Here is an 18,914-nt window from a genome sequence, read left to right as displayed (position 1 = left end):
GCCCGGATCCGGGATCGGCACTGGCGTGTCAGCGCAGGAGGCCCACCAGGTGCGGTCGGCCGCGCGAGTCGTGCAGTGTGAACCCGCCGTCCGGCAGAAGCGCGAAGCTCACAGTGCTCGGCAACGGCACCGGCAGCTTGAACGCGACCTCGACGGTGTAGGCGTCCTGCAGCCGGTTCTCCAGCGCCGCGAGGCACCGCGCCTTGCTCCACATGCCATGCGCGATCGGCCGGCGGAAGCCGAACAACCGCGCCCCGAGCACTGACGTGTGGATCGGGTTGTGGTCCCCGGAGACCCGCGCGTACTCGGTGCCCACCCGGGGTTCGACCCGCCAGCGGGCCGTACCGGCCGGCGCCTCGGTGCGCCCGCTCCGGTCGCGCCGCTCACCGCCGCCGGCCGTGCGCTCCCGACCCAGGTACGTGGAGACGCCGCGCCAGACCTCCTCCCCGTCCACCGAGCCGACAAGCACCACGTCCAGTTGCCGCCCCCGGTCGTGCGGGCGCAGATCCTGGGCGTACGTCGTGAAGTCGAGGGTCTCGTCGGCGGTGATCGGGCGGTGCACTGTGATCCGGTTGTCGATGTGCACCAGGCCGGTCAGCGGGAGGGGAAAGTCCGGCGCGGTCATCAGCCGCAGGCTCAGCGGAAAGCCCATGACGTGCGGAAACGTCGCAGGCAGTCGGTCGGTGAGCCGGAACCCGCAGACCCGGTCGTAGTCGGCCAGGTGCGTCCGGTCGACGCTCACGCCGCCCACTGCCAGCTCGACCGCCGGCAGGGCGTTCCCGCGCCGCCTACCGCCGAGGCCCGGCAGCGCACCGAGCAGCGCCCGCCGGTACAGCGGCCCGGCCGCCGGCATCCGAGGCAACTCGACGCGCTTCCGGCTGCGGCGGGCCGGGCCGGCGCTGGAGAGGTCGCGGGTCACCTCGGTCGCGGCGGCGCTCAGGTCGTGTGTCCGCTCGACGCTCAGGTCGTTGCCGGCGGGCCCCGGACGGCGGATCGCGTTCAGGCTCTCCCGCGACAGGATCTCGGTGGGGCCGTCGATCAGTTCGTGAACCGACAGGTCGTCCGGCTCCTCGCTGGGCTGTCCTCTTCTCGCCATCACGCCCCCAGCAGGCTCTGGCCGCAGACGCGTACGACGTTTCCGCTGACCGCGCCGGACGCCGGCCACGCCAACCAGCCGATCGTCTCCGCCACGTCCACCGGCAGCCCGCCCTGCGCCAGGCTGTTCATCCGTCGACCCGCCTCACGGACCACAAGCGGGATGCGCGCCGTCAGGCGGGTCTCGATGAAGCCGGGGGCCACCGCGTTCACGCTGATCCCCCGCTCGTGCAGGGCCGGGGCGAGGGAGTCGACAAGCCCGATCACGCCGGCCTTGCTTGTGGCGTAGTTGGTCTGCCCCCGGTTGCCGGCGATCCCGGCGATCGAGGAGACCGACACGATCCGCCCGCCGGCCGGGATCAGCTCGCGTTCCAGCAGGACGTCGTTGATCCGCTCCTGGCTGGAGAGGTTGACGTCGATCACCTGGTCCCACCGGTCGGCGTCCATCCGGCCGAGCGTCTTGTCCCGGGTGATCCCCGCGTTGTGCACCACCACGTCGACCCGGCCGTGGCGGCTGGCCAGGTGGTCGGCGAGCCGGGTAGGGGCGTCCGGCGCGGTCAGGTCGAGCTGTACTGCCGTACCGCCGATGTCGTTCGCCACGGCGGCCAGCGCGTCCCCGGCGGCCGGGATGTCCAGCGCCACGACCTGTGCGCCGTCGCGAGCCAGGACCCGGGCCAGCGCCGCGCCGATGCCCCGGGCCGCGCCGGTCACGAGCACTACCTGCCCGTCCAGGGGGCGATCCCAGTCCGCCGGTGCGCTCGCCGTGCCATCGCCAACCTGGATGACCTGCCCCGAGACGTACGCGGAGCGGCCGGACAGCAGGAACCGCAGCGTCGATTCGAGGCTGGTACGGGTGCCGGCGGCGCTGGCCTCGCGGGTCACGTAGACGAGCTGGGCAGTGGTGCCCCTGCCGAACTCCTTGCCGATGCTGCGGACCAACCCCTCCAGAGCGCGTTGGGCAGTGGCCTCGCGCGGGGTCGTGCACTCCGACGGCGGGGTGCCGAGCACGATCACCCGACCGCTGGGCACCAGGGCCCGGGCCTGCGGGTGGAAGAAGTCGTAGAGCTGGCGTAGCTCGGTCGAGTCGGTGATCCCGGTGGCGTCGAACACCAGCGCCCCGTACCGCTGCGGGGTGTCGTCGGAGGTGGCGGTGGCCTGGTCGGCCAGCTCGACACCGGCGGCGGTCAGGATCTTGGCGATCGGCTCGGCGAGCCGTCCGCCGGTGGCCGCGCCGAGCAGCAACGGCCCGGGCAGCAGCGGATCGCCGGGGTGGTGTCGGCGCAGTCGCGGCGGGTCGGGCAGCCCGAGACGCTTGACCAGCGCGCGGCCGGCGGCTGATTGGACGAAGCTCGCGTACCTGTCGCTCATGGGCGTAGCCTACTGGCGAGTAGGGTTGGTGCAACACATCTTGAAGGAGGCGGATCGTGCAGAGCATCCGACGGGTAGCGGTCATCGGCGGCAACCGCATCCCCTTTGCCCGCTCCAACTCCCGCTATGCGCAGGCGTCGAACGCGGACATGCTCGGCGCGGCGCTGGACGGCCTGATCGCCCGGTACGGGCTGGCCGGGCAGCGGGTCGGCGAGGTGGTGGCCGGCGCGGTGCTCAAGCACTCCCGTGACTTCAACCTCACCCGTGAGGTGGTGCTCGGCTCGCGGCTCGACCCGCACACCCCCGCGTACGACATCCAGCAGGCATGCGGCACCGGCCTGGAGGCCGCGATCCTGGTCGCCAACAAGATCGCCCTCGGTCAGCTCGACGTTGGCATCGCCGGCGGTGTCGACACCACATCCGACGCGCCGCTCGCCGTCAACGAGGACATGCGTCGCACCCTGCTCAAGCTCAACTCCGCCCGCACCCTCGGCGAACGGATGAAGATCGCCGCGAAGCTGCGCCCGCTCCAGCCGTTCAAGCCGGAGATCCCGCGCAACGCCGAACCACGTACCGGCCTGTCGATGGGGGACCACGCCGCTCAGACCGCCCTGCGCTGGCAGATCGACAGGCGAGCCCAGGACGAGCTGGCGCTGCGCTCGCACCAGCGGCTGGCCGCCGCGTACGAGCGGGGCTTCTTCGACGACCTGATGACGCCGTACCTGGGGCTCACCCGCGATGCGAACCTCCGCCCGGACACGAGCGTGGAGAAGCTGGGCTCGCTCAAGCCCGTCTTCGGCACCCGTGGCCCGGACGCAGAGCACGCCACAATGACCGCCGGCAACTCGTCGCCACTCACCGACGGCGCGTCCACCGTGCTGCTCGCCAGCGAGGAGTGGGCTGCCGCGCACAACCTGCCGGTGCTGGCCTGGTTCAGCTGGTCGGAGACAGCGGCCGTGGACTTCGTGCACGGCGACGAAGGGCTCCTGATGGCCCCCACGTACGCGGTGCCCCGCATGCTGGCCCGTGCCGGGCTGACGTTGCAGGACTTCGACTACTACGAGATCCACGAAGCGTTCGCCTCGCAGGTGCTGGCCACCCTCGCCGCCTGGGAGTCGCCGGAGTTCTGCAAGGACCGGCTCGGCCTGGACGCCCCGCTGGGTGCAATCGACAGGGAGAAGCTCAACGTCAACGGCTCGTCGCTGGCAGCCGGGCACCCGTTCGCCGCCACCGGCGGCCGGATCGTGGCGACCCTGGCCAAGCTGCTTGCCGAGAAGGGGAGCGGCCGCGGGCTGATCTCCATCTGCGCGGCCGGCGGTCAGGGAGTGACGGCGATCCTGGAGCGCTGAGTCCGGTCGCGGCGATCGTCCCTGACCTGCCCGCACAGGACGTCACATCCACCCGGCCCGGTCCTGGGCGGTCCGGGTGGGTGACGGACAATGAGGTACGTGACGACGATCCCGAACGTGCTCGCCAACCGGTACGCCTCGCCCGAGCTGGTCGCCCTCTGGTCGCCGGAGGAGAAGGTCCGGATGGAGCGGCGGCTCTGGCTAGCCGTGCTCCGCGCGCAGCGCGACCTGGGCGTGCCGGTGCCCGACGGCGTGGTCGAGGCGTACGAGCGGGTGCTCGACCAGGTCGACCTCGCCTCGATCGCAGAGCGGGAGCGGGTCACCCGGCACGACGTGAAGGCCCGGATCGAGGAGTTCAGCGCGCTCGCCGGGTATGAGCACGTGCACAAGGGCATGACCTCGCGGGACCTCACCGAGAACGTCGAGCAGTTGCAGGTGCGCGCCTCGCTGGAGCTGATCCGGGACCGGGTGGTGGCAACCCTCGCCCGGCTGGCGTGGCTGGCCCACGAGCACTCCGAGCTGGTCATGACCGGCCGTTCGCACAACGTCGCCGCGCAGGCCACCACGCTCGGCAAGCGGTTCGCGTCGGTGGCGGAGGAACTGCTGATCGCGTACGAGCGGCTGGAGGAGCTGATCGCCCGCTACCCGCTGCGCGGGATCAAGGGGCCGGTCGGCACGGCCGCCGACCAGCTCGACCTCTTCGACGGCGACGCCGACAAGGTCGCCGAGCTGGAGCGCCGGGTCGCCGAGCACCTGGGCTTCTCCCGCGTGCTGGACAGCGTCGGGCAGGTCTACCCGCGCTCGCTTGACTTCGACGTGCTTGCCGCGCTGGCGCAGACCGCCGCCGCGCCGTCGTCGCTGGCCACCACGATCCGGCTGATGGTCGGCCAGGAGCTGGTCACCGAGGGCTTCAAGCCGGGCCAGGTCGGCTCCAGCGCGATGCCGCACAAGATGAACACCCGTTCGTCGGAGCGGGTGAACGGCTTCGCGGTGATCATCCGGGGTTACCTGTCGATGGTCGGCGAGCTGGCCGGTGACCAGTGGAACGAGGGGGACGTGTCCTGCTCGGTGGTCCGCCGGGTTGCCCTGCCGGACGCGTTCTTCGCCGCCGACGGGCTCTTCCAGACGTTCCTCACGGTGCTCGACGAGTTCGGCGCGTACCCGGCGGTGATCAACCGGGAGTTGGAACGGTTCCTGCCGTTCCTGGCGACGACCAAGATCCTGGTGGCGGCGGTGCGGCGAGGCGTCGGCCGTGAGGTCGCGCACGAGGTGATCAAGGAGCACGCGGTAGCGGTGGCGCTGGCCATGCGCGAGAAGGGCGCCCCGGAGAACGACCTGTTCGACAGGCTGGCCGCCGACGGCCGCCTCGGCCTGTCCCGCGCCGACATCGACACCCTGGTAGCCGACCGCACCGCCTTCGTGGGCGCCGCCCCCGCCCAGGTGCAGGCGCTGACCCGCCGAATCACAAAGGTGGTAGAAACCCACCCCGAGGCCGCAACCTACAGCCCACCCCCCATCCTGTAACCCCTCCCGCCCGCACCCTCCCGCCCCCGGCCCCCGCTCTCCCCGCTCTAGCCGTTGATCATGAGGTTGACGGGTGGATTCGGGCCCGGATCGCCCGCCAACCTCATGATCACCGCGTGAGGTGGGGGTGGGCGGCGTGGGTGGGTGGGGGGCGTTACTCGGGGGTGGGGGTTTCGGCGGCTGTTCGGAGGTTGGGGGCGCTCGCGGGTTCGGCGATGCCGCCGAGGGACTCCGCGAAGGCCGGGTCGTGCGCGGTGTCCGCGGCGACCGCCGGCTGGTCGGCCGGCATGACCTCGGCCATCGTGGGTACGGCGATCACCGCCGTGCCGTACGCGCAGATCTCCATCCACATCTCGCCGCAGTCACGGCTGTCGAACCGCATTCCGATCACCGCGTTCGCACCGAGCCGCAGGGCTTCCTCGCCGAGGCGGGACACCGAGTCGGTACGCCAGCGGGTGAGGTTGTCGGGCGCCATCGGGTCGTACGCGCCCCCGCGCAGGTTCTTGACCCCCTCGCGGTACGGGTTACGCGTCCTGGCCATCGATGACACCACCTCACCGAGAATCTGGCGGATCTCGTAGCCGGGCAGTTGCTCCGTCGTCACGACCAGCACGTTTCCGATGCTGTCAGGAGTGGGGCGACCCGATCGTGTGCATTGTTCACCTGATCGGATGCTGCAAAACGACGCGGCGCGGACGGCCGGCACGCTGCCGACCATCCGCGCCGCGCGGGGCTCTAACCGTCAGACACCGGCCGTCGAGGTGATCCAGGCCCTGTTGTACGCGACACTTCCGTAGTTCTGGATGCTGGAGCCGTCGGCCGTGGAGGCCACACCGACCTGCTGGCCGTTGTAGAACTGCGGGCCGCCCGAGTCTCCCCGCCAGGCGTTGCCGCTGATCCGGCTGCTGCGGATGGCCTGCCCGCCGTACGCGTCGGTGGCGCTGTTGCTGGTGACCCGGACGGTGGCGGTCTTGAGCTGGCTGGACGCGGAGCAGCCGCTGTAGCAGGTCATGCCCCAGCCGTAGATCGAGTTGGTGGAGCCGATCGGCGGGTTGCTGCTGGCGAGGCTCACCGTCGAGGTGCTGACGGTGCTGGAGAGCCGCATGAGGGCCAGGTCGTTGCGGGTGTAGGTAGCGCTGACAGTGCGGGTGACGCCGCCGGAGGCCCGGTAGACGCTGCCGACCCGTACCGACATGGTGCCGCTGATGCAGTGTCGGGCGGTGAGCACCCACTGCGGTGCGATCACGCTGCCGGAGCAGGTGAACGAGCCGTTGCTGAGCACCGCGGCGGCCCAGGGCGCGGACGAGACGGTGCTGCCGCCGATGATGGGTTGGGGGCCGGCCGGGGCGGCGACCGCGCCGGAGGCGCTGCCGAGGGCGCCGGCGAGCGCGACGCCGAGCATGGCGAGCAGGGGACGGATGCGCATCGGGGGACTCCTTGGACGGGGCGGACCCGGGGTCGCCGGGTGCGGGAGGGCGCCGACAGAGGTCCCCGCCGGCGCTGGCATCGAATTACGTCGATGTAGAGTAGGACGACCGGGAGTTGTTTTCAAGAATCTGATAGAGATGCGCCAATGTAACGATTCAGCTACCCGGAACGCCGTATACGCCCTGGTGGGAGCGTGTGTCCCGGATCCTGGGCGGGTTCGGCCATCAGTTATGTTGATCACTGCCTGAACTGCGCCCGGCCGGTGCGTCCGCGGCGGTATCTGCCAGGTAGGCTGGCTGCGCTCGCCCGTTGTGGGTCGGCACCCAACTGCGTACACAGTCAGGAGTGCCCAGTGCCTCGCGTCGTCGTCGACGTCATGCTCAAGCCCGAGATCCTCGATCCGCAGGGCCAGGCCGTCGCAAACGCGCTGCCCCGGCTCGGCGTCAGCGACGTCGCCTCAGTTCGGATCGGCAGGCGGATCGAGATCGACTTCACAGGTGAACCCGACCTGGACCGTGCCCGGGAAATCGCCGACAAGCTGCTCGCCAACCCGGTCATCGAGGACTTCACCGTCCGCCTGGTCGAGGCCGACGAGACCGCGGACGCCCGCTCGTGACCGCCCGGGTCGGTGTCGTCACCTTCCCCGGCTCACTCGACGACGGGGACGCGGCCCGTGCCGTCCGGATCTCCGGCGCCGAGCCGGTCCGGCTCTGGCACGGTGACCCGAGCCTGCACGGGGTGGACGCGGTAGTGCTCCCCGGCGGCTTCTCCTACGGTGACTACCTGCGCTGCGGCGCCATCGCCCGGTTCGCGCCGGTGATGGAGACGATCGTGGACGCCGCCCAGGGTGGCCTGCCGGTGCTCGGCATCTGCAACGGCTTCCAGATCCTCTGCGAGGCGCACCTGCTGCCCGGCGCGCTCACCCGCAACCAGCACCTGCACTTCCGTAACCGGGACCAGATCCTGCGTATCGAGTCGGCCGGCACCGCCTGGACCAACGCGTTCCAGCCCGGCCAGGAAGTGCTCATCCCGGTGAAGAACGGCGAGGGCTGCTACGTCGCCGACACCGCGACCCTTGACCAGCTCGAAGCCGAGGGTCGGGTGGTCGCCCGCTACGTCGGCGGCAACCCCAACGGTTCGCAGCGTGACATCGCCGCGATCACCAACGCCGCCGGCAACGTGGTCGGCATCATGCCGCACCCCGAGCACGCCGTGGAGGCGCTCACCGGCCCCTCGCTGGACGGCCTCGGCTTCTTCACCTCGGTCCTCAAGCACCTGGTGGGGGCACCAGCGTGAACGCGAGGAGTCGGTCGGGCGGGCACGAGCGCAGCGAGGAGAGGTCATGACCACCCATCCGGACCCGGTACGGGACACTCCGGAGGCGTACTCCGCCCCGGCGCAGCCGGCCGAGCCGAGCTCGGCGGAACCCGCCTACACGGCGACCGCTCCCGCCCAGCCGGCCACTGCCGACTGGACCGACGGCGTGGACACCGTGCCGCGCGCCAACGGCACCCCGGGCGAGCTTCAGCCGTACACCGAACTGGGGCTCCGCGACGACGAGTACGACCGGATCCGGCAGATCCTCGGCCGCCGGCCCACCCAGTCCGAGCTGGCGATGTACTCGATCATGTGGAGCGAGCACTGCTCCTACAAGTCGAGCAAGGTGCACCTGCGCCAGTTCGGTGAGAAGGCCCCGCACAGCGACCGTCTGCTCGCCGGCATCGGTGAGAACGCCGGTGTGGTGCAGATCTCCGCCGACCTGGCCGTGACCTTCAAGGTCGAGTCGCACAACCACCCGAGCTTCGTCGAGCCGTACCAGGGTGCGGCGACGGGTGTCGGCGGCATCGTCCGCGACATCCTTGCCATGGGTGCCCGCCCGGTCGCCGTGATGGACCCGCTGCGCTTCGGTGCGGCGGACCACCCGGACACCGCACGGGTGCTGACCGGCGTGGTCGCCGGCGTCGGCGGCTACGGCAACTGCCTCGGCCTGCCCAACATCGGTGGCGAGTTGGTCTTCGACCCCTCCTACCAGGGCAACCCGCTGCTCAACGCGCTCTGCCTGGGCGTGCTGCCGGTCGACCGGCTGCAGAACAAGGCTGCCGCAGGCCCCGGCAACGTGGTCGTGCTGATGGGCGCCAAGACCGGCCGGGACGGCATCGGCGGCGTGTCGGTGCTGGCGAGCGCCACCTTCGACGAGGGCAGCGAGGCCCGTCGCCCCGCCGTGCAGGTCGGCGACCCGTTCACCGAGAAGCTGTTGATCGAGGCGTGCCTTGAGCTGTACGACGGCCAACTGGTCGTCGGCATCCAGGACCTCGGCGGCGCCGGTCTGACCTGCGCGCTCACCGAGACCGCCGCTGCGGCCGGCACCGGCATGCGGGTCTGGCTGGAGCGCGTGCCGCTGCGTGAGCCCTCGATGGACCCGCACGAGATCCTTGCCAGCGAGTCCCAGGAGCGGATGCTGCTTGTCGTCGAGCCGGACAAGCTCGACGCGGTGCTCAAGACCGCCGAGAAGTGGGGCGTGCTCGCCACCGCGATCGGCGAGGTCACCGCGCCCGAGCCGGACGGCCGCCCCGGCCGACTGCTGATCACGTGGCAGGACCACCTTGTCGTCGACGTACCTCCGGGTTCGCTTGTCGACGACGGCCCGGTGTACGCCCGGCCGATGCGCGAGCCGGCCGACCTGATCCTGCTCCAGGCCGACAGGGCCGAGACGCTGCCCCGACCGGCCGACCCGGAGGCGCTGCGGGAGACCGTGCTGCGCATGATCGCGTCGCCCAACCTGGCCGACAAGACCTGGGTCACCGAGCAGTACGACCGCTACGTGCTGGGCAACACCATCCTCGCCCAGCCGGAGGACGGCGGCGTGATCCGCATCGACGAGCGGACCGGGCTCGGCGTGGCGCTGTCGGTGGACGGCAACGGCCGGTACGCCCGGCTCGACCCGTACAACGGCACCAAGCTGGCCCTCGCCGAGGCGTACCGGAACGTGGCGGTGACCGGCGCGAAGCCGATCGCCGTGACCAACTGCCTCAACTTCGGCTCCCCGGAGGACCCGGGCGTGATGTGGCAGTTCGCCGAGGCCGTTCGCGGCCTGGCGGACGGCTGCCTGGAGCTGGGCATCCCGGTCACCGGCGGCAACGTCAGCTTCTACAACCAGACCGGCGCGGCGCCCATCCACCCGACCCCCGTGGTCGGTGTGCTCGGCGTACTGGACAACGTGGCCGACCGGGTGCCGATGGGCTTCGTCCCGCGTCCGAGCGGTGAGCACGACCAGATCTACCTGCTGGGCGAGACAAACGTCGAGCTGTCCGGCTCGGAGTGGGCCTGGGTGACGCACGAGCACCTCGGCGGCATCCCGCCGCAGGTCGACCTCTCCCGGGAGAAGCTGCTTGCCGACCTGCTGGCCGAGGCTGCCCGGGTGGGTCACCTCAGCTCCGCGCACGACCTGTCCGACGGTGGCCTCGCCCAGAGCCTTGTCGAGTCCTGCCTGCGGCGGGGCGTCGGTGCCCGGATCGCGGTGCCGGAGCAGTTCGCCGGTGGCTCGATGCCGTTCGTCTACCTGTTCAGCGAGTCCGCCACGCGGGCGCTGGTGTCGGTGCCGCGTGGCCACGACAAGGCGTTCGCGGCGCTCTGCGCCGAGCGGGGGGTGCCGTTCGAGCTGATCGGCGTCACCGACCCGGGCAGCGGCGCCCTTGAGGTGCACGGCCAGTTCCGGATCGGCCTGGACGAGCTGCGCGCCGCGCACACCGAGACGCTGCCGCGCCTCTTCGGCGGTGCCGCCGCCGTCGAGGTGCCCGCGCCGGCCGCTGGCGTGGCGGGCGCTGTCGAGGCGGCGCCCCTGCCGGTAGCCGAGGGCACGCCTGTCGCGCCCCTGGACCCGGCGACTGTCGTCTCCGAGCCGATCGCGTCGGCCGGCCCGGTGCCACAGACCGGCGCGGTCGAGCCGGTCGAGTCGGGCGCGTCCGGTCAGCCGGGCACGTCTGGTCAGCCGGACACGTCTGGTCAGCTGGGCGACTCGGGCGTGTCGGGCGTGTCGGAGCCGAACGCGTCGGCTCAGTCGAGCACCACCGGGCCGGCGGAGGCCGCCGGTTCGTCCGAGTCTGACTCCGGTGCCACCGACCCGTCGCCTGACGAGCGCTGAGGCGTTGGCGGCCGTCGTCCACGGCCAGCCCGGATCGGGTGCCCGGTTCGACTGGGGCCTGAGCGGCGCGGCCGAACTCGGTCGGGTCTGCGCCGCCCTGGTGGTGGTGGACGTACTCTCGTTCACCACCGCCGTGGAGGTGGCTGTCGCTCGCGGCATGCGGGTGCACCCGTTCCCGTGGGGCGAGCAGGCCGCCGAGTACGCGGTTCGGGTCGGCGCGGTGGCCGCAGTGGGCCGTCGGCGGATGACTGCCGACCATCCGTGGTCCCTCTCGCCGGCCGCGCTGAGCACCGCACCCGTGGTGCCGGACCTGGTGCTGCCATCACCGAACGGCTCGGCCATCAGCGCCGCCGCCAGCGCCACCGGACTGCCCGTGGTCGCGGCGTGCCTGCGTAACGCACCCGCCGTCGGGCGTTGGCTGCGCCGCCAGGGGTACGGCACCACGGACGCCCCGATCGGCGTCATCGCCTCGGGGGAGCGGTGGCCCGACGGGTCACTGCGTCCGTCGGTGGAGGACCAACTGGGCGCGGCCAGCGTGCTCGACGCCCTGTCCGGTGTACCGGGCGGCCTCTCCGTGGAGGCGGCAGTGGCGCTCGCCGCGCTGGCCAGCACCCCTGACGTGCCGGCCGCGGTCCGGGGCAGTGTCTCCGGTCGGGAGTTGACCGAGGGCGGCTTCGCCGAAGACGTGGAGGTCGCCGTCCAGGTCGACGCGTCGACGGTCGTCCCGGTCCTCCGCCAGGGCGTCTTCTCCGCCGCCTGACCTGAGTCCTCAACCGTCGACCCGGGTGCCCCGGCGGTCCGTGCTCAGGAGGGCCGCCCGGCGGTCTGCGCCGGCGATGATCGACTCGGGTTCCTTGAAATCGGGGTGTCCGGGCGCGGGTGATACCCCGATTTCAAGGAACCCGAGTAGGTCTTGCGCATCGCGCGCTCGGCGGAGCGGTGAGCCGGACACGCGAACGGCCGCCCGAGGGTCCGGACGGCCGTTCGCGGTGTGTCGGTGGTGTCGGGTCAGTCGTCGAGCCAGTCGAGGCGACGGCCGCCCCGCTCGGTCGGTGGCGGGCTGTCCGGCCGGGCGCGGCCGCCCTGCTGGTCGTAGCCCCGGTCGTCGTAGCCGCCGCGCTGTTGCGGGGGCTCCTGGCCGTAGCCGCCGGCCTGCTGGCCGTAGCCGCCGCCCTGCTCGTACCCGCCCGTCGGTTGGCCGTAGCCGCCCTGCTCGTAGCCCCGGTCGTCGTAGCCGCCGCGCTGCTGCGGGGGCTCCTGGCCGTAGCCACCCTGGTCGTACCCGCCGGCCTGCTGACCGTAGCCACCCTGGTCGTATCCACCGGCCTGCTGACCGTAGCCACCGGTCGGCTCGGTCGACCGCCCACCGCCGTACGGGGCAGCGTCGGACTGGCCGTAGCCCTGGCCCTGCTCGGGCTGGTAGACGCCTGTGGCGTACGGGTCGGCCGGGGCCGGGTACTGGGTGCTGTCGCCCGTGTACCGGCCGGTCGGCTCGTCGAAGCGCTCGCCACCCGCGGGAGCCGGTGGGTAACCGGCGGAACCGGCCGGGGCGGTGTAGTCGCGGTTGCCATAGCCGGCACCCGAGGCGGGCGCGTTGCCGTAGCCGCCGCCTGAGGCGGGCGCGTTGCCATAGCCGGCACCCGAGGCGGGTGCGCTGCCGTAGCCGCCGCCCGAGGCCGGGGCGTTGCCGTAGCCGCCACCTGCCCCCTGAGCGCCGCCGTAGCCCGCGCCGGATCCGGGCGCGGCACCGTAGCCGTCGTCCGCCGCGCCGTAGCCGCCGTCGGGGGTACCCGCCGTGCCGTAGCCGCCGCCCGAAGACGGCGCGTTGCCGTAGCCGCCTGCGCCGTAACCGCCGGTCGCGGGCTCGTCGCCGTAGCCGGCGCCGCCCCAACCCTGCTGACCAGCGGCACCGTACGGCTGCGGAGGCGCGCCGTACGGGTCCGGTGGCACGTCGTCGACGACCGGGCGGTGCATCATCGTCGGCGCCTCGCTCAGCGCAGCCCCGCCGACCATCGTCGGATCGGGCCCACCGCCGGGCCGGTTGACCACCCGGGTCTGGTCGTCCGCCCCGCGGAAGCCGCCCCGCGCCGCCGGCACCGCGCCAGCCGCGCCGGCAGCCGCCGGCTCGTCATCGTCGTCGCCGCTCTCCTTGCGCTTCATCCAGAGCAGCACGATCGTGCCGACGCCGGCCGCGACGAGCAGGCCGCCGAGCAGAATGATCAGGTACGAGCCGAAGCCGCCGCCGTCATCCTCGTTCGCGGCGTTCGCGGGAGCACCGGGGCTGGCCTCCGTGGACGGCTCCTCCTCGGTGCCCTCCTCGGTCGCCTCGTCGGTGGGGGTGGCCTCGACGGTGGGGGACGGGGTGGCGCTCGGTGTCACCTCGACCTTGATCTCCAGGCTGATGCGCTGCCCGGTGATCGACTGTCCTGCGTTCGCGTTGAAGCTTCTGACCGCGTTGATGTTGTTTGACGACGCGCCCACGTCGATCCGACCAGGCGCGATCGGCTTGTCGTTGCTACCGGTGAACCGGAAGTTCCCGCTGCCGTCGGCGATCGTGTCGTAACGGTGGCCGGCGCTGTCCTGGAGGATCACGATCGCGTTCGGCACCGCGTCGCCGTTTGCCTTCACGACGACCTTGCCGGAAACCGACTTGACGGTCTGTGGCTGCTGCTGCGTAGGCGGCGCGGCCCTGCCCCGCACGGTCAACGCGACGGTGGCGGTGTCCGGGCCGGACTCGGCCTCGACAGCCACCGTGACGGTGGCGGTAGCGTCGCCGGCGTTCTCGTTCGCGGCGATCCTGACCAGCACCGACCGTGTCGGGTTGCCCAGGCCGGGGAAATTGACGTCGCCGCAACCGCTGGCGCAGCTGACACCGGACGGCAGGCCGGAGAGGCTGATCTTGGCCTTGTCGTCGCCGTTGCCAGCTGTGACGCGCACTGTGAGTGTGGCATCGCTGCCAGCGTTTACGGAGATCGAGTTGGGGGAAACCTCAACATCAGCGGCCATTGCTGGTGTGGCGGGGACGGCGAGCAGAGCGCCGGCAACCAGCGCTACGACCACACCGGCCCGCTGCTTCCAGGCACGTCGGTGTGTTGACACGTCCACCGCCTTCCGGGCTGAACTTCCCTTGACCGGCGGGGCGCCGGGCCGGGGATCATCACGGTACGAATACGCCGTCGGCCACTATGCCTTGTCTGAGTGGATCGGCGCGACCCAGGGCCAGCGTCGGGTGCTCCGGCTACGGGTCGTATCGTCCCGTCGTGTCCTCTCCGCACAGTAAATCCGCCGCCATAGCAGCGGCTTTGTCGGCGCTTGACGAGGGGCGTACGCCCGAACGGCCGGTGTTCCGGGAGGCGGTCCGGTCGTTGTTGGCCGTCCTCGCGGAGCGCGCCCCCGGCCGATCGGTGGAGGTGCGGGTTCCACCATACGGTGCGATCCAGTGCGTTACTGGTCCTCGACACACCAGGGGAAACCCTCCGAACGTGGTCGAGATGTCCCCGCTGACCTGGTTGGAGTTGGCCAGCGGCCGGGTCGGGTGGGACGAGGCGGTCGCCGGCGGTCGCGTCCAGGTGAGCGGGATCCGGGCGGACCTCTCGGCGTATCTGCCCCTCTAGCTACCCGAATGCCCAGGTGAGGGTGACGCTGTGCAGGGAAATCGTGACTATCTGTATAGACACTGATTCGCGTACACTGTCAGGCGACGACAGTGGTCCCGGCCGAGGAGTGTGGATCCGCCCCGTGATCTCCACCAGGCCGGTCCAGACCAGCATGAGGGAGCGGTAGTGCCCCGAGGCGACGGCCGGCTGAGCCACGACCTTGATCCCCAACGACCTGGCCCCCAGGATGCCTGTGGCGTCTTCGGTGTCTGGGCCCCCGGCGAAGAGGTCGCCAACCTGACCTACTTCGGCCTCTACGCCCTGCAACACCGGGGCCAGGAGGCTGCGGGCATCGCGGTGAGCGACGGTTCCGGCGTCGTGGTCTACAAGGATCTCGGCCTGGTGGCCCAGGTCTTCGACGAGCCCACCCTCGCCAGCCTGCGCGGCCACCTGGCGATCGGGCACGCCCGATACTCGACGACAGGCGCCTCCAACTGGGAGAACGCCCAGCCGACAATCCGGTCGACCAGCTCCGGCACGACAATCGCGTTGGCGCACAACGGCAACCTGGTGAACACCGCCGAGCTGGAGAAGGAGGTCGCCGAGCGCGGCCTAGTCGCCGACGGTTCGACAAACGACACGTCGCTGGTGACGATGCTGCTGGCCAGCCGCCCGGACCTGTCTGTCGAGGCGGCCGCGATGGAGGTGCTGCCGCAGCTGCGCGGTGCGTTCAGCTTCGTCTTCATGGACGAGTCCACGCTCTACGCGGCCCGCGACGCGCACGGCGTACGCCCGCTGGTTCTCGGTCGACTGGAGCGCGGCTGGGTGGTCGCCAGCGAGACCGCCGCCCTGGACATCGTCGGCGCGAGCGTGGTGCGCGAGGTCGAGCCCGGCGAGCTGATCGCGATCGACGAGGAGGGGCTGCGCTCCACCCGGTTCGCGTCGCCGGAGCCGAAGGGCTGCCTCTTCGAGTACGTCTACATCGCCCGCCCGGACGCCACGATCGCCGGGCGCAACGTGCACGCGGCGCGGGTGCAGATCGGCCGACAGTTGGCCAAGGAGCACCCGGTCGAGGCCGACCTGGTGATCCCGGTGCCCGAGTCGGGCACGCCGGCCGCTATCGGGTACGCCGAGGCGTCCGGCATCACCTACGGCGCGGGCCTGATGAAGAACCCGTATGTGGGCCGTACGTTCATCCAGCCGTCGCAGACCCTGCGTCAGCTCGGCATCCGGCTCAAGCTCAACCCGTTGCGGCAGAACGTCCGGGGCAAGCGGCTCGTGGTGGTGGACGATTCGATCGTCCGCGGCAACACGCAGCGCGCCATCGTGCGGATGCTGCGCGAGGCGGGGGCGCTCGAGGTGCACGTCCGGATCTCGTCTCCGCCGGTCAGCTGGCCGTGTTTCTACGGCATCGACTTCGCCACCCGGGCGGAGCTGTTGGCCAACGGGTTGGACAACGACGGCATCCGGCGTTCCATCGGCGCCGACACGCTGGGCTACGTTTCACTTCCTGGCCTGATCGCCGCGACCGAGCAGCCGAAGACTCGCCTGTGTCGGGCATGTTTCGATGGGGAGTACCCGATCGAGCTGCCGGCCGGCAACCTGATCGGCAAGCACGTGCTCGAAGGTGTGGGCCGACGGGTCGCCAACTCGGCGCCGGAGGCACCGCACACCAACGGCTCGTTCGTCGCCACTCCGGGTGGCGTGACCGCAAACCGCCCGTAGCACCAACCGGCGCGGCCCGGCCACCGCCGGCGCGGCACCGAGAACCAAAGGGGAGAACCGTGACGCACGTGTCCGAGCGCAGCGGCGCAGGAAGCAGCCCGACCGGCGGCGGCGACCGTCAGCCCTGGACGGCTGGCGCTGGCCGTCAGGGTCGGAAGCGTTCAGTCTCGTACGCCGATGCCGGGGTCTCCATCGACGCGGGTGACCGCGCCGTGGAGTTGCTGAAGTCGAAGGTGCGGCAGACCCGCCGCCCCGAGGTGCTTGGCGACCTCGGCGGCTTCGCCGGGCTGTTCCGGCTGGACACGACGAAGTACAAGAACCCGATCCTGGCGTCCTCCACCGACGGTGTGGGCACCAAGCTGGTGATCGCCCAGCAGATGGACATCCACGACACGGTGGGCATCGACCTCGTGGCGATGGTCGTCGACGACCTGGTGGCCTGTGGGGCCGAGCCGCTGTTCCTGCTCGACTACATCGCCACCGGCGAGGTCGTCCCGGACAAGGTGGCCGACATCGGCGCGGGCATCGCCGACGGCTGCCGGTACGCGGGCTGCGCGCTGCTGGGCGGGGAGACCGCCGAGCACCCGGGTGTGCTGCGCCCGGACGAGTACGACATCTCCGCGACCGGCGTGGGCGTGGTGGAGGAGAGCGACATCCTCAGCCCGGACCGGGTCGAGGTGGGCGACGTCGTAATCGCGATGCGCTCCTCCGGCCTGCACTCCAACGGCTACTCGCTGGTCCGGCACGTGCTGCTCGGCGCGGCCCGGATGCGGCTGGACATCGTGATCGACGACTTCGGTCGGCAGCGGACCCTGGGTGAGGAGTTGCTCACCCCGACCAAGATCTACGCGAAGGACTGCCTGAAGCTGATCGCCGAGGCCGAGGTGCGGGTCCTCGCCCACGTCACCGGCGGCGGTATTCCCGGCAACCTGGTCCGGGTGCTTCCGGAGCACGTCGACGCCGTGGTCAACCGGTCCACCTGGAAGCCGCAGCCGATCTTCGACCTGATCCAGTCGAAGGGGCGGATCGACGACCAGGACATGGAGTCGACCTTCAACATGGGCGTCGGCATGTTCGCGATCGTCTCGGCGGAGGACGCCGACCGGGCGCTCGCCACGCTTACCGGCCGTGGCATCGAGGCGTGGCAGGCTGGCGAGATCATCGAGGGCACGGGCAACGTGCAGATGGTTGGCCAGCACACCCGCGGTTGATCACGCTCTGGTTATCGTACGAGCACCTGATGAGGGCTTCACCCGAGTGGCCCATGCCGCCTAGCCTGAAGGGCTCAGGCTCGGCGGAGGAGGGCGATGGCTGCTCGGGGACAGACGTTCAGCGGTATGCGCGGCTTGGCCGTCGTCCCGTCGTACGTCGTGATGCAGCCCACGACCCTGTGCAACCTGGACTGCGCGTACTGCTATCTGCCGTTCCGGGCTGCGGACCAGCGGATGTCGGTGCCGGTGGCCGAGGCGGTGGCGGCGGCGGTCAACCCGTGGGCGACGTCCGCTCGGTTCTCGGTGGTGTGGCACGGCGGTGAGCCGTTGGCCGCGGGTCGGGAGCACCTTGCCGACCTGATGGCGCCGTTCGGTCCCGAGGTCGAGCACCATGTGCAGACGAACGCAACGCTCATCGACGACGAGTGGTGCGACTTCTTCGCCCGGCACGAGATGCGCGTGAGCGTGAGCGTGGACGGGCCCCGGGAGCGCAACAGCGAGCGGGTCAACAGGGGTGGGCAGCCGGCGTACGACCGGATCCTGCGGGGTGTGGCGGCGCTGCGTCGGCACGGCCTGCCGTTCTCGGCGCTGGCTGTGGTGTCCCGGCCCGTTCCCGGGCTCGCCGCCGAGTTGTACGACTATTTCCTCGGGTTGGGCTGTGACGTGCTCGGCATCAACATCGAGGAGACCGAAGGCGTCAACACCCGCGACAACAGTCACGACCCGGGGGCTGTCACCGCGTTCTGGGCCGAGTTGGTGTCGGCCTGGCGGCGGGAGCCCCGGATCCACCTGCGGGAGGTCGAGTGGTCGCTGCGGTACACGGCGGCGGTGCTCGACGACGCGGCGGACGTTGTGCTGCCGCGCCGGCTGGATCCGATCCCGACGATCGGGCACGACGGCTCGGTGACGGTGCTCTCGCCGGAGCTGGCGGGCTTCACCGACGCCCGCTACGGCGACTTCAGCAGTGGGAACGTCCTGGCCACGCCGCTGGCGCAGATCCTCGTCGACGCGGCGTCCACGCCGTGGGTGGGCGAGTTCCTGGCCGGGGTGGAGGCGTGCAGGGCGGCCTGCCCGTACTTCGGCTTCTGTGGCGGTGGTCATGCCGCCAACCGTTACTTCGAGCTGGGGCGTTTCGACGGTACGGAGACCGAGCACTGCCGCAACAGCAAGATCCGCCTATTGGAGGGAGTGTTGGAGCATGCCCGAGACCACCAGTCACCGGCGGCCTGAGCACGAAGCGGATGCCATCCCGGACAGCGTCACCGAGCGGGTGCGGGAGGCTGCCCCCGGGCTTGTCGCTCTGCTCCAGGAGGCGGCGGACGCACGGCGGCTGCGGGCGGAGGTGTCGGGCGGGGATGGCGCCAGCGCGGTCTGCGCCTGGAACCACTTCGAGAACATCCCGACCTTCTACAACTGGAACAACCGCCCGCGCTGAGGTCGACCCCGATCAGGGGCCTGTCGGCCGGTAGGTGTTCTC

Annotated in this window: 16 protein-coding genes; 11 read left to right on the top strand and 5 right to left on the bottom strand. The window is 71.2% G+C overall.

From position 1 onward, the window contains the following. Nucleotides 1-28: 28 nt before the first annotated feature. Entirely contained in the window at nt 29-1,096 is a 1,068-nt protein-coding gene (locus tag ACPXB1_RS06615) for a MaoC/PaaZ C-terminal domain-containing protein (protein ID WP_425734944.1), read from the bottom strand. Next, nucleotides 1,096-2,463, bottom strand: a complete 1,368-nt coding sequence (locus tag ACPXB1_RS06610) for a 3-oxoacyl-ACP reductase (RefSeq protein WP_425734943.1) — start codon at nt 2,461-2,463, stop codon at nt 1,096-1,098. Before ACPXB1_RS06610 ends, ACPXB1_RS06615 begins: the two co-directional genes overlap by 1 nt. A gap of 56 nt (nt 2,464-2,519) precedes the next feature. Between ACPXB1_RS06610 and ACPXB1_RS06605 the strand changes: the two genes are divergently transcribed. Both ACPXB1_RS06605 and purB read left to right on the top strand, forming a co-directional pair. Next, nucleotides 2,520-3,812, top strand: a complete 1,293-nt coding sequence (locus ACPXB1_RS06605; RefSeq protein WP_355630593.1) for an acetyl-CoA C-acetyltransferase — start codon at nt 2,520-2,522, stop codon at nt 3,810-3,812. A gap of 99 nt (nt 3,813-3,911) precedes the next feature. Beyond that, nucleotides 3,912-5,336, top strand: a complete 1,425-nt coding sequence (gene purB / locus ACPXB1_RS06600; protein ID WP_425734942.1) for an adenylosuccinate lyase — start codon at nt 3,912-3,914, stop codon at nt 5,334-5,336. A 154-nt stretch (nt 5,337-5,490) separates the two neighbouring features. On the opposite strand, the gene ACPXB1_RS06595 is transcribed toward purB, so the two are convergent. After that, on the bottom strand, nt 5,491-6,054 hold the full coding sequence (locus ACPXB1_RS06595) for a YbjQ family protein (protein ID WP_355587794.1): 564 nt from the start codon (nt 6,052-6,054) through the stop codon (nt 5,491-5,493). A gap of 24 nt (nt 6,055-6,078) precedes the next feature. Next, nucleotides 6,079-6,762 (bottom strand): S1 family peptidase, encoded by a 684-nt coding sequence (locus ACPXB1_RS06590; RefSeq protein WP_355587796.1) that lies wholly within the window; start codon nt 6,760-6,762, stop codon nt 6,079-6,081. A gap of 354 nt (nt 6,763-7,116) precedes the next feature. Between ACPXB1_RS06590 and purS the strand changes: the two genes are divergently transcribed. From purS to ACPXB1_RS06570, 4 genes are read left to right on the top strand one after another with little or no spacing between them, the layout of a single operon-like run. After that, nucleotides 7,117-7,380 (top strand): phosphoribosylformylglycinamidine synthase subunit PurS, encoded by a 264-nt coding sequence (purS, locus tag ACPXB1_RS06585; protein ID WP_053651986.1) that lies wholly within the window; start codon nt 7,117-7,119, stop codon nt 7,378-7,380. Continuing rightward, a complete protein-coding gene (purQ, locus tag ACPXB1_RS06580) occupies nt 7,377-8,060 on the top strand; it encodes a phosphoribosylformylglycinamidine synthase subunit PurQ (RefSeq protein ID WP_355587799.1) in 684 nt (227 codons plus the stop codon). Before purS ends, purQ begins: the two co-directional genes overlap by 4 nt. A 46-nt stretch (nt 8,061-8,106) precedes the next feature. Further along, entirely contained in the window at nt 8,107-10,905 is a 2,799-nt protein-coding gene (gene purL / locus ACPXB1_RS06575; RefSeq protein WP_425734941.1) for a phosphoribosylformylglycinamidine synthase subunit PurL, read from the top strand. A gap of 4 nt (nt 10,906-10,909) precedes the next feature. Next, nucleotides 10,910-11,665, top strand: coding sequence for a 2-phosphosulfolactate phosphatase (locus ACPXB1_RS06570; RefSeq protein ID WP_355588471.1), 756 nt, complete (start codon nt 10,910-10,912; stop codon nt 11,663-11,665). A gap of 248 nt (nt 11,666-11,913) precedes the next feature. On the opposite strand, the gene ACPXB1_RS06565 is transcribed toward ACPXB1_RS06570, so the two are convergent. Continuing rightward, nucleotides 11,914-14,004 carry a hypothetical protein gene (locus ACPXB1_RS06565; RefSeq protein WP_355587803.1) on the bottom strand — a complete coding sequence of 697 codons (2,091 nt, stop codon included), beginning with the start codon at nt 14,002-14,004 and terminating at the stop codon, nt 11,914-11,916. Nucleotides 14,005-14,195: 191 nt separating this feature from the next. Here ACPXB1_RS06565 and ACPXB1_RS06560 point away from each other — a divergent pair, with 191 nt between their 5' ends. The 5 genes from ACPXB1_RS06560 to amcA all read left to right on the top strand — a co-directional run bounded on the left by ACPXB1_RS06560 (nt 14,196) and on the right by amcA (nt 18,872). Then, nucleotides 14,196-14,519 (top strand): sterol carrier family protein, encoded by a 324-nt coding sequence (locus tag ACPXB1_RS06560; protein WP_355588474.1) that lies wholly within the window; start codon nt 14,196-14,198, stop codon nt 14,517-14,519. A gap of 168 nt (nt 14,520-14,687) precedes the next feature. Further along, nucleotides 14,688-16,226 (top strand): amidophosphoribosyltransferase, encoded by a 1,539-nt coding sequence (purF, locus tag ACPXB1_RS06555; RefSeq protein ID WP_053651995.1) that lies wholly within the window; start codon nt 14,688-14,690, stop codon nt 16,224-16,226. Nucleotides 16,227-16,285: 59 nt separating this feature from the next. Beyond that, nucleotides 16,286-17,437 (top strand): phosphoribosylformylglycinamidine cyclo-ligase, encoded by a 1,152-nt coding sequence (gene purM, locus ACPXB1_RS06550; RefSeq protein ID WP_355587806.1) that lies wholly within the window; start codon nt 16,286-16,288, stop codon nt 17,435-17,437. A 126-nt stretch (nt 17,438-17,563) separates the two neighbouring features. Continuing rightward, nucleotides 17,564-18,667: a cyclophane-forming radical SAM peptide maturase AmcB gene (gene amcB / locus ACPXB1_RS06545; protein ID WP_355588476.1), complete on the top strand. Its 1,104-nt coding sequence runs from the start codon at nt 17,564-17,566 to the stop codon at nt 18,665-18,667. After that, entirely contained in the window at nt 18,636-18,872 is a 237-nt protein-coding gene (gene amcA, locus ACPXB1_RS06540; protein ID WP_355587808.1) for a multiple cyclophane-containing RiPP AmcA, read from the top strand. The genes amcB and amcA overlap by 32 nt, the downstream gene beginning before the upstream one ends. The last annotated feature ends 42 nt before the right edge of the window (nt 18,873-18,914 follow it).

The organism is Micromonospora sp. DT68, assembly GCF_049847245.1.
Classification (GTDB): domain Bacteria; phylum Actinomycetota; class Actinomycetes; order Mycobacteriales; family Micromonosporaceae; genus Micromonospora; species Micromonospora profundi.
Note: the sequence above shows the minus strand (reverse complement) of the source record. Positions and strands in the feature narration are given on the sequence as shown.

Bases quoted from the DNA above. Each gene is read 5' to 3' on its own strand.
- ACPXB1_RS06615 (WP_425734944.1), bottom strand. From the start codon at position 1,096: ATGGCGAGAAGAGGACAGCCCAGCGAGGAGCCGGACGACCTGTCGGTT.
- ACPXB1_RS06610 (WP_425734943.1), bottom strand. From the start codon at position 2,463: ATGAGCGACAGGTACGCGAGCTTCGTCCAATCAGCCGCCGGCCGCGCG.
- ACPXB1_RS06595 (WP_355587794.1), bottom strand. From the start codon at position 6,054: ATGGTCGGCAGCGTGCCGGCCGTCCGCGCCGCGTCGTTTTGCAGCATC.
- ACPXB1_RS06590 (WP_355587796.1), bottom strand. From the start codon at position 6,762: ATGCGCATCCGTCCCCTGCTCGCCATGCTCGGCGTCGCGCTCGCCGGC.
- purL (WP_425734941.1), top strand. From the start codon at position 8,107: ATGACCACCCATCCGGACCCGGTACGGGACACTCCGGAGGCGTACTCC.
- amcB (WP_355588476.1), top strand. From the start codon at position 17,564: ATGCGCGGCTTGGCCGTCGTCCCGTCGTACGTCGTGATGCAGCCCACG.
- amcA (WP_355587808.1), top strand. From the start codon at position 18,636: ATGCCCGAGACCACCAGTCACCGGCGGCCTGAGCACGAAGCGGATGCC.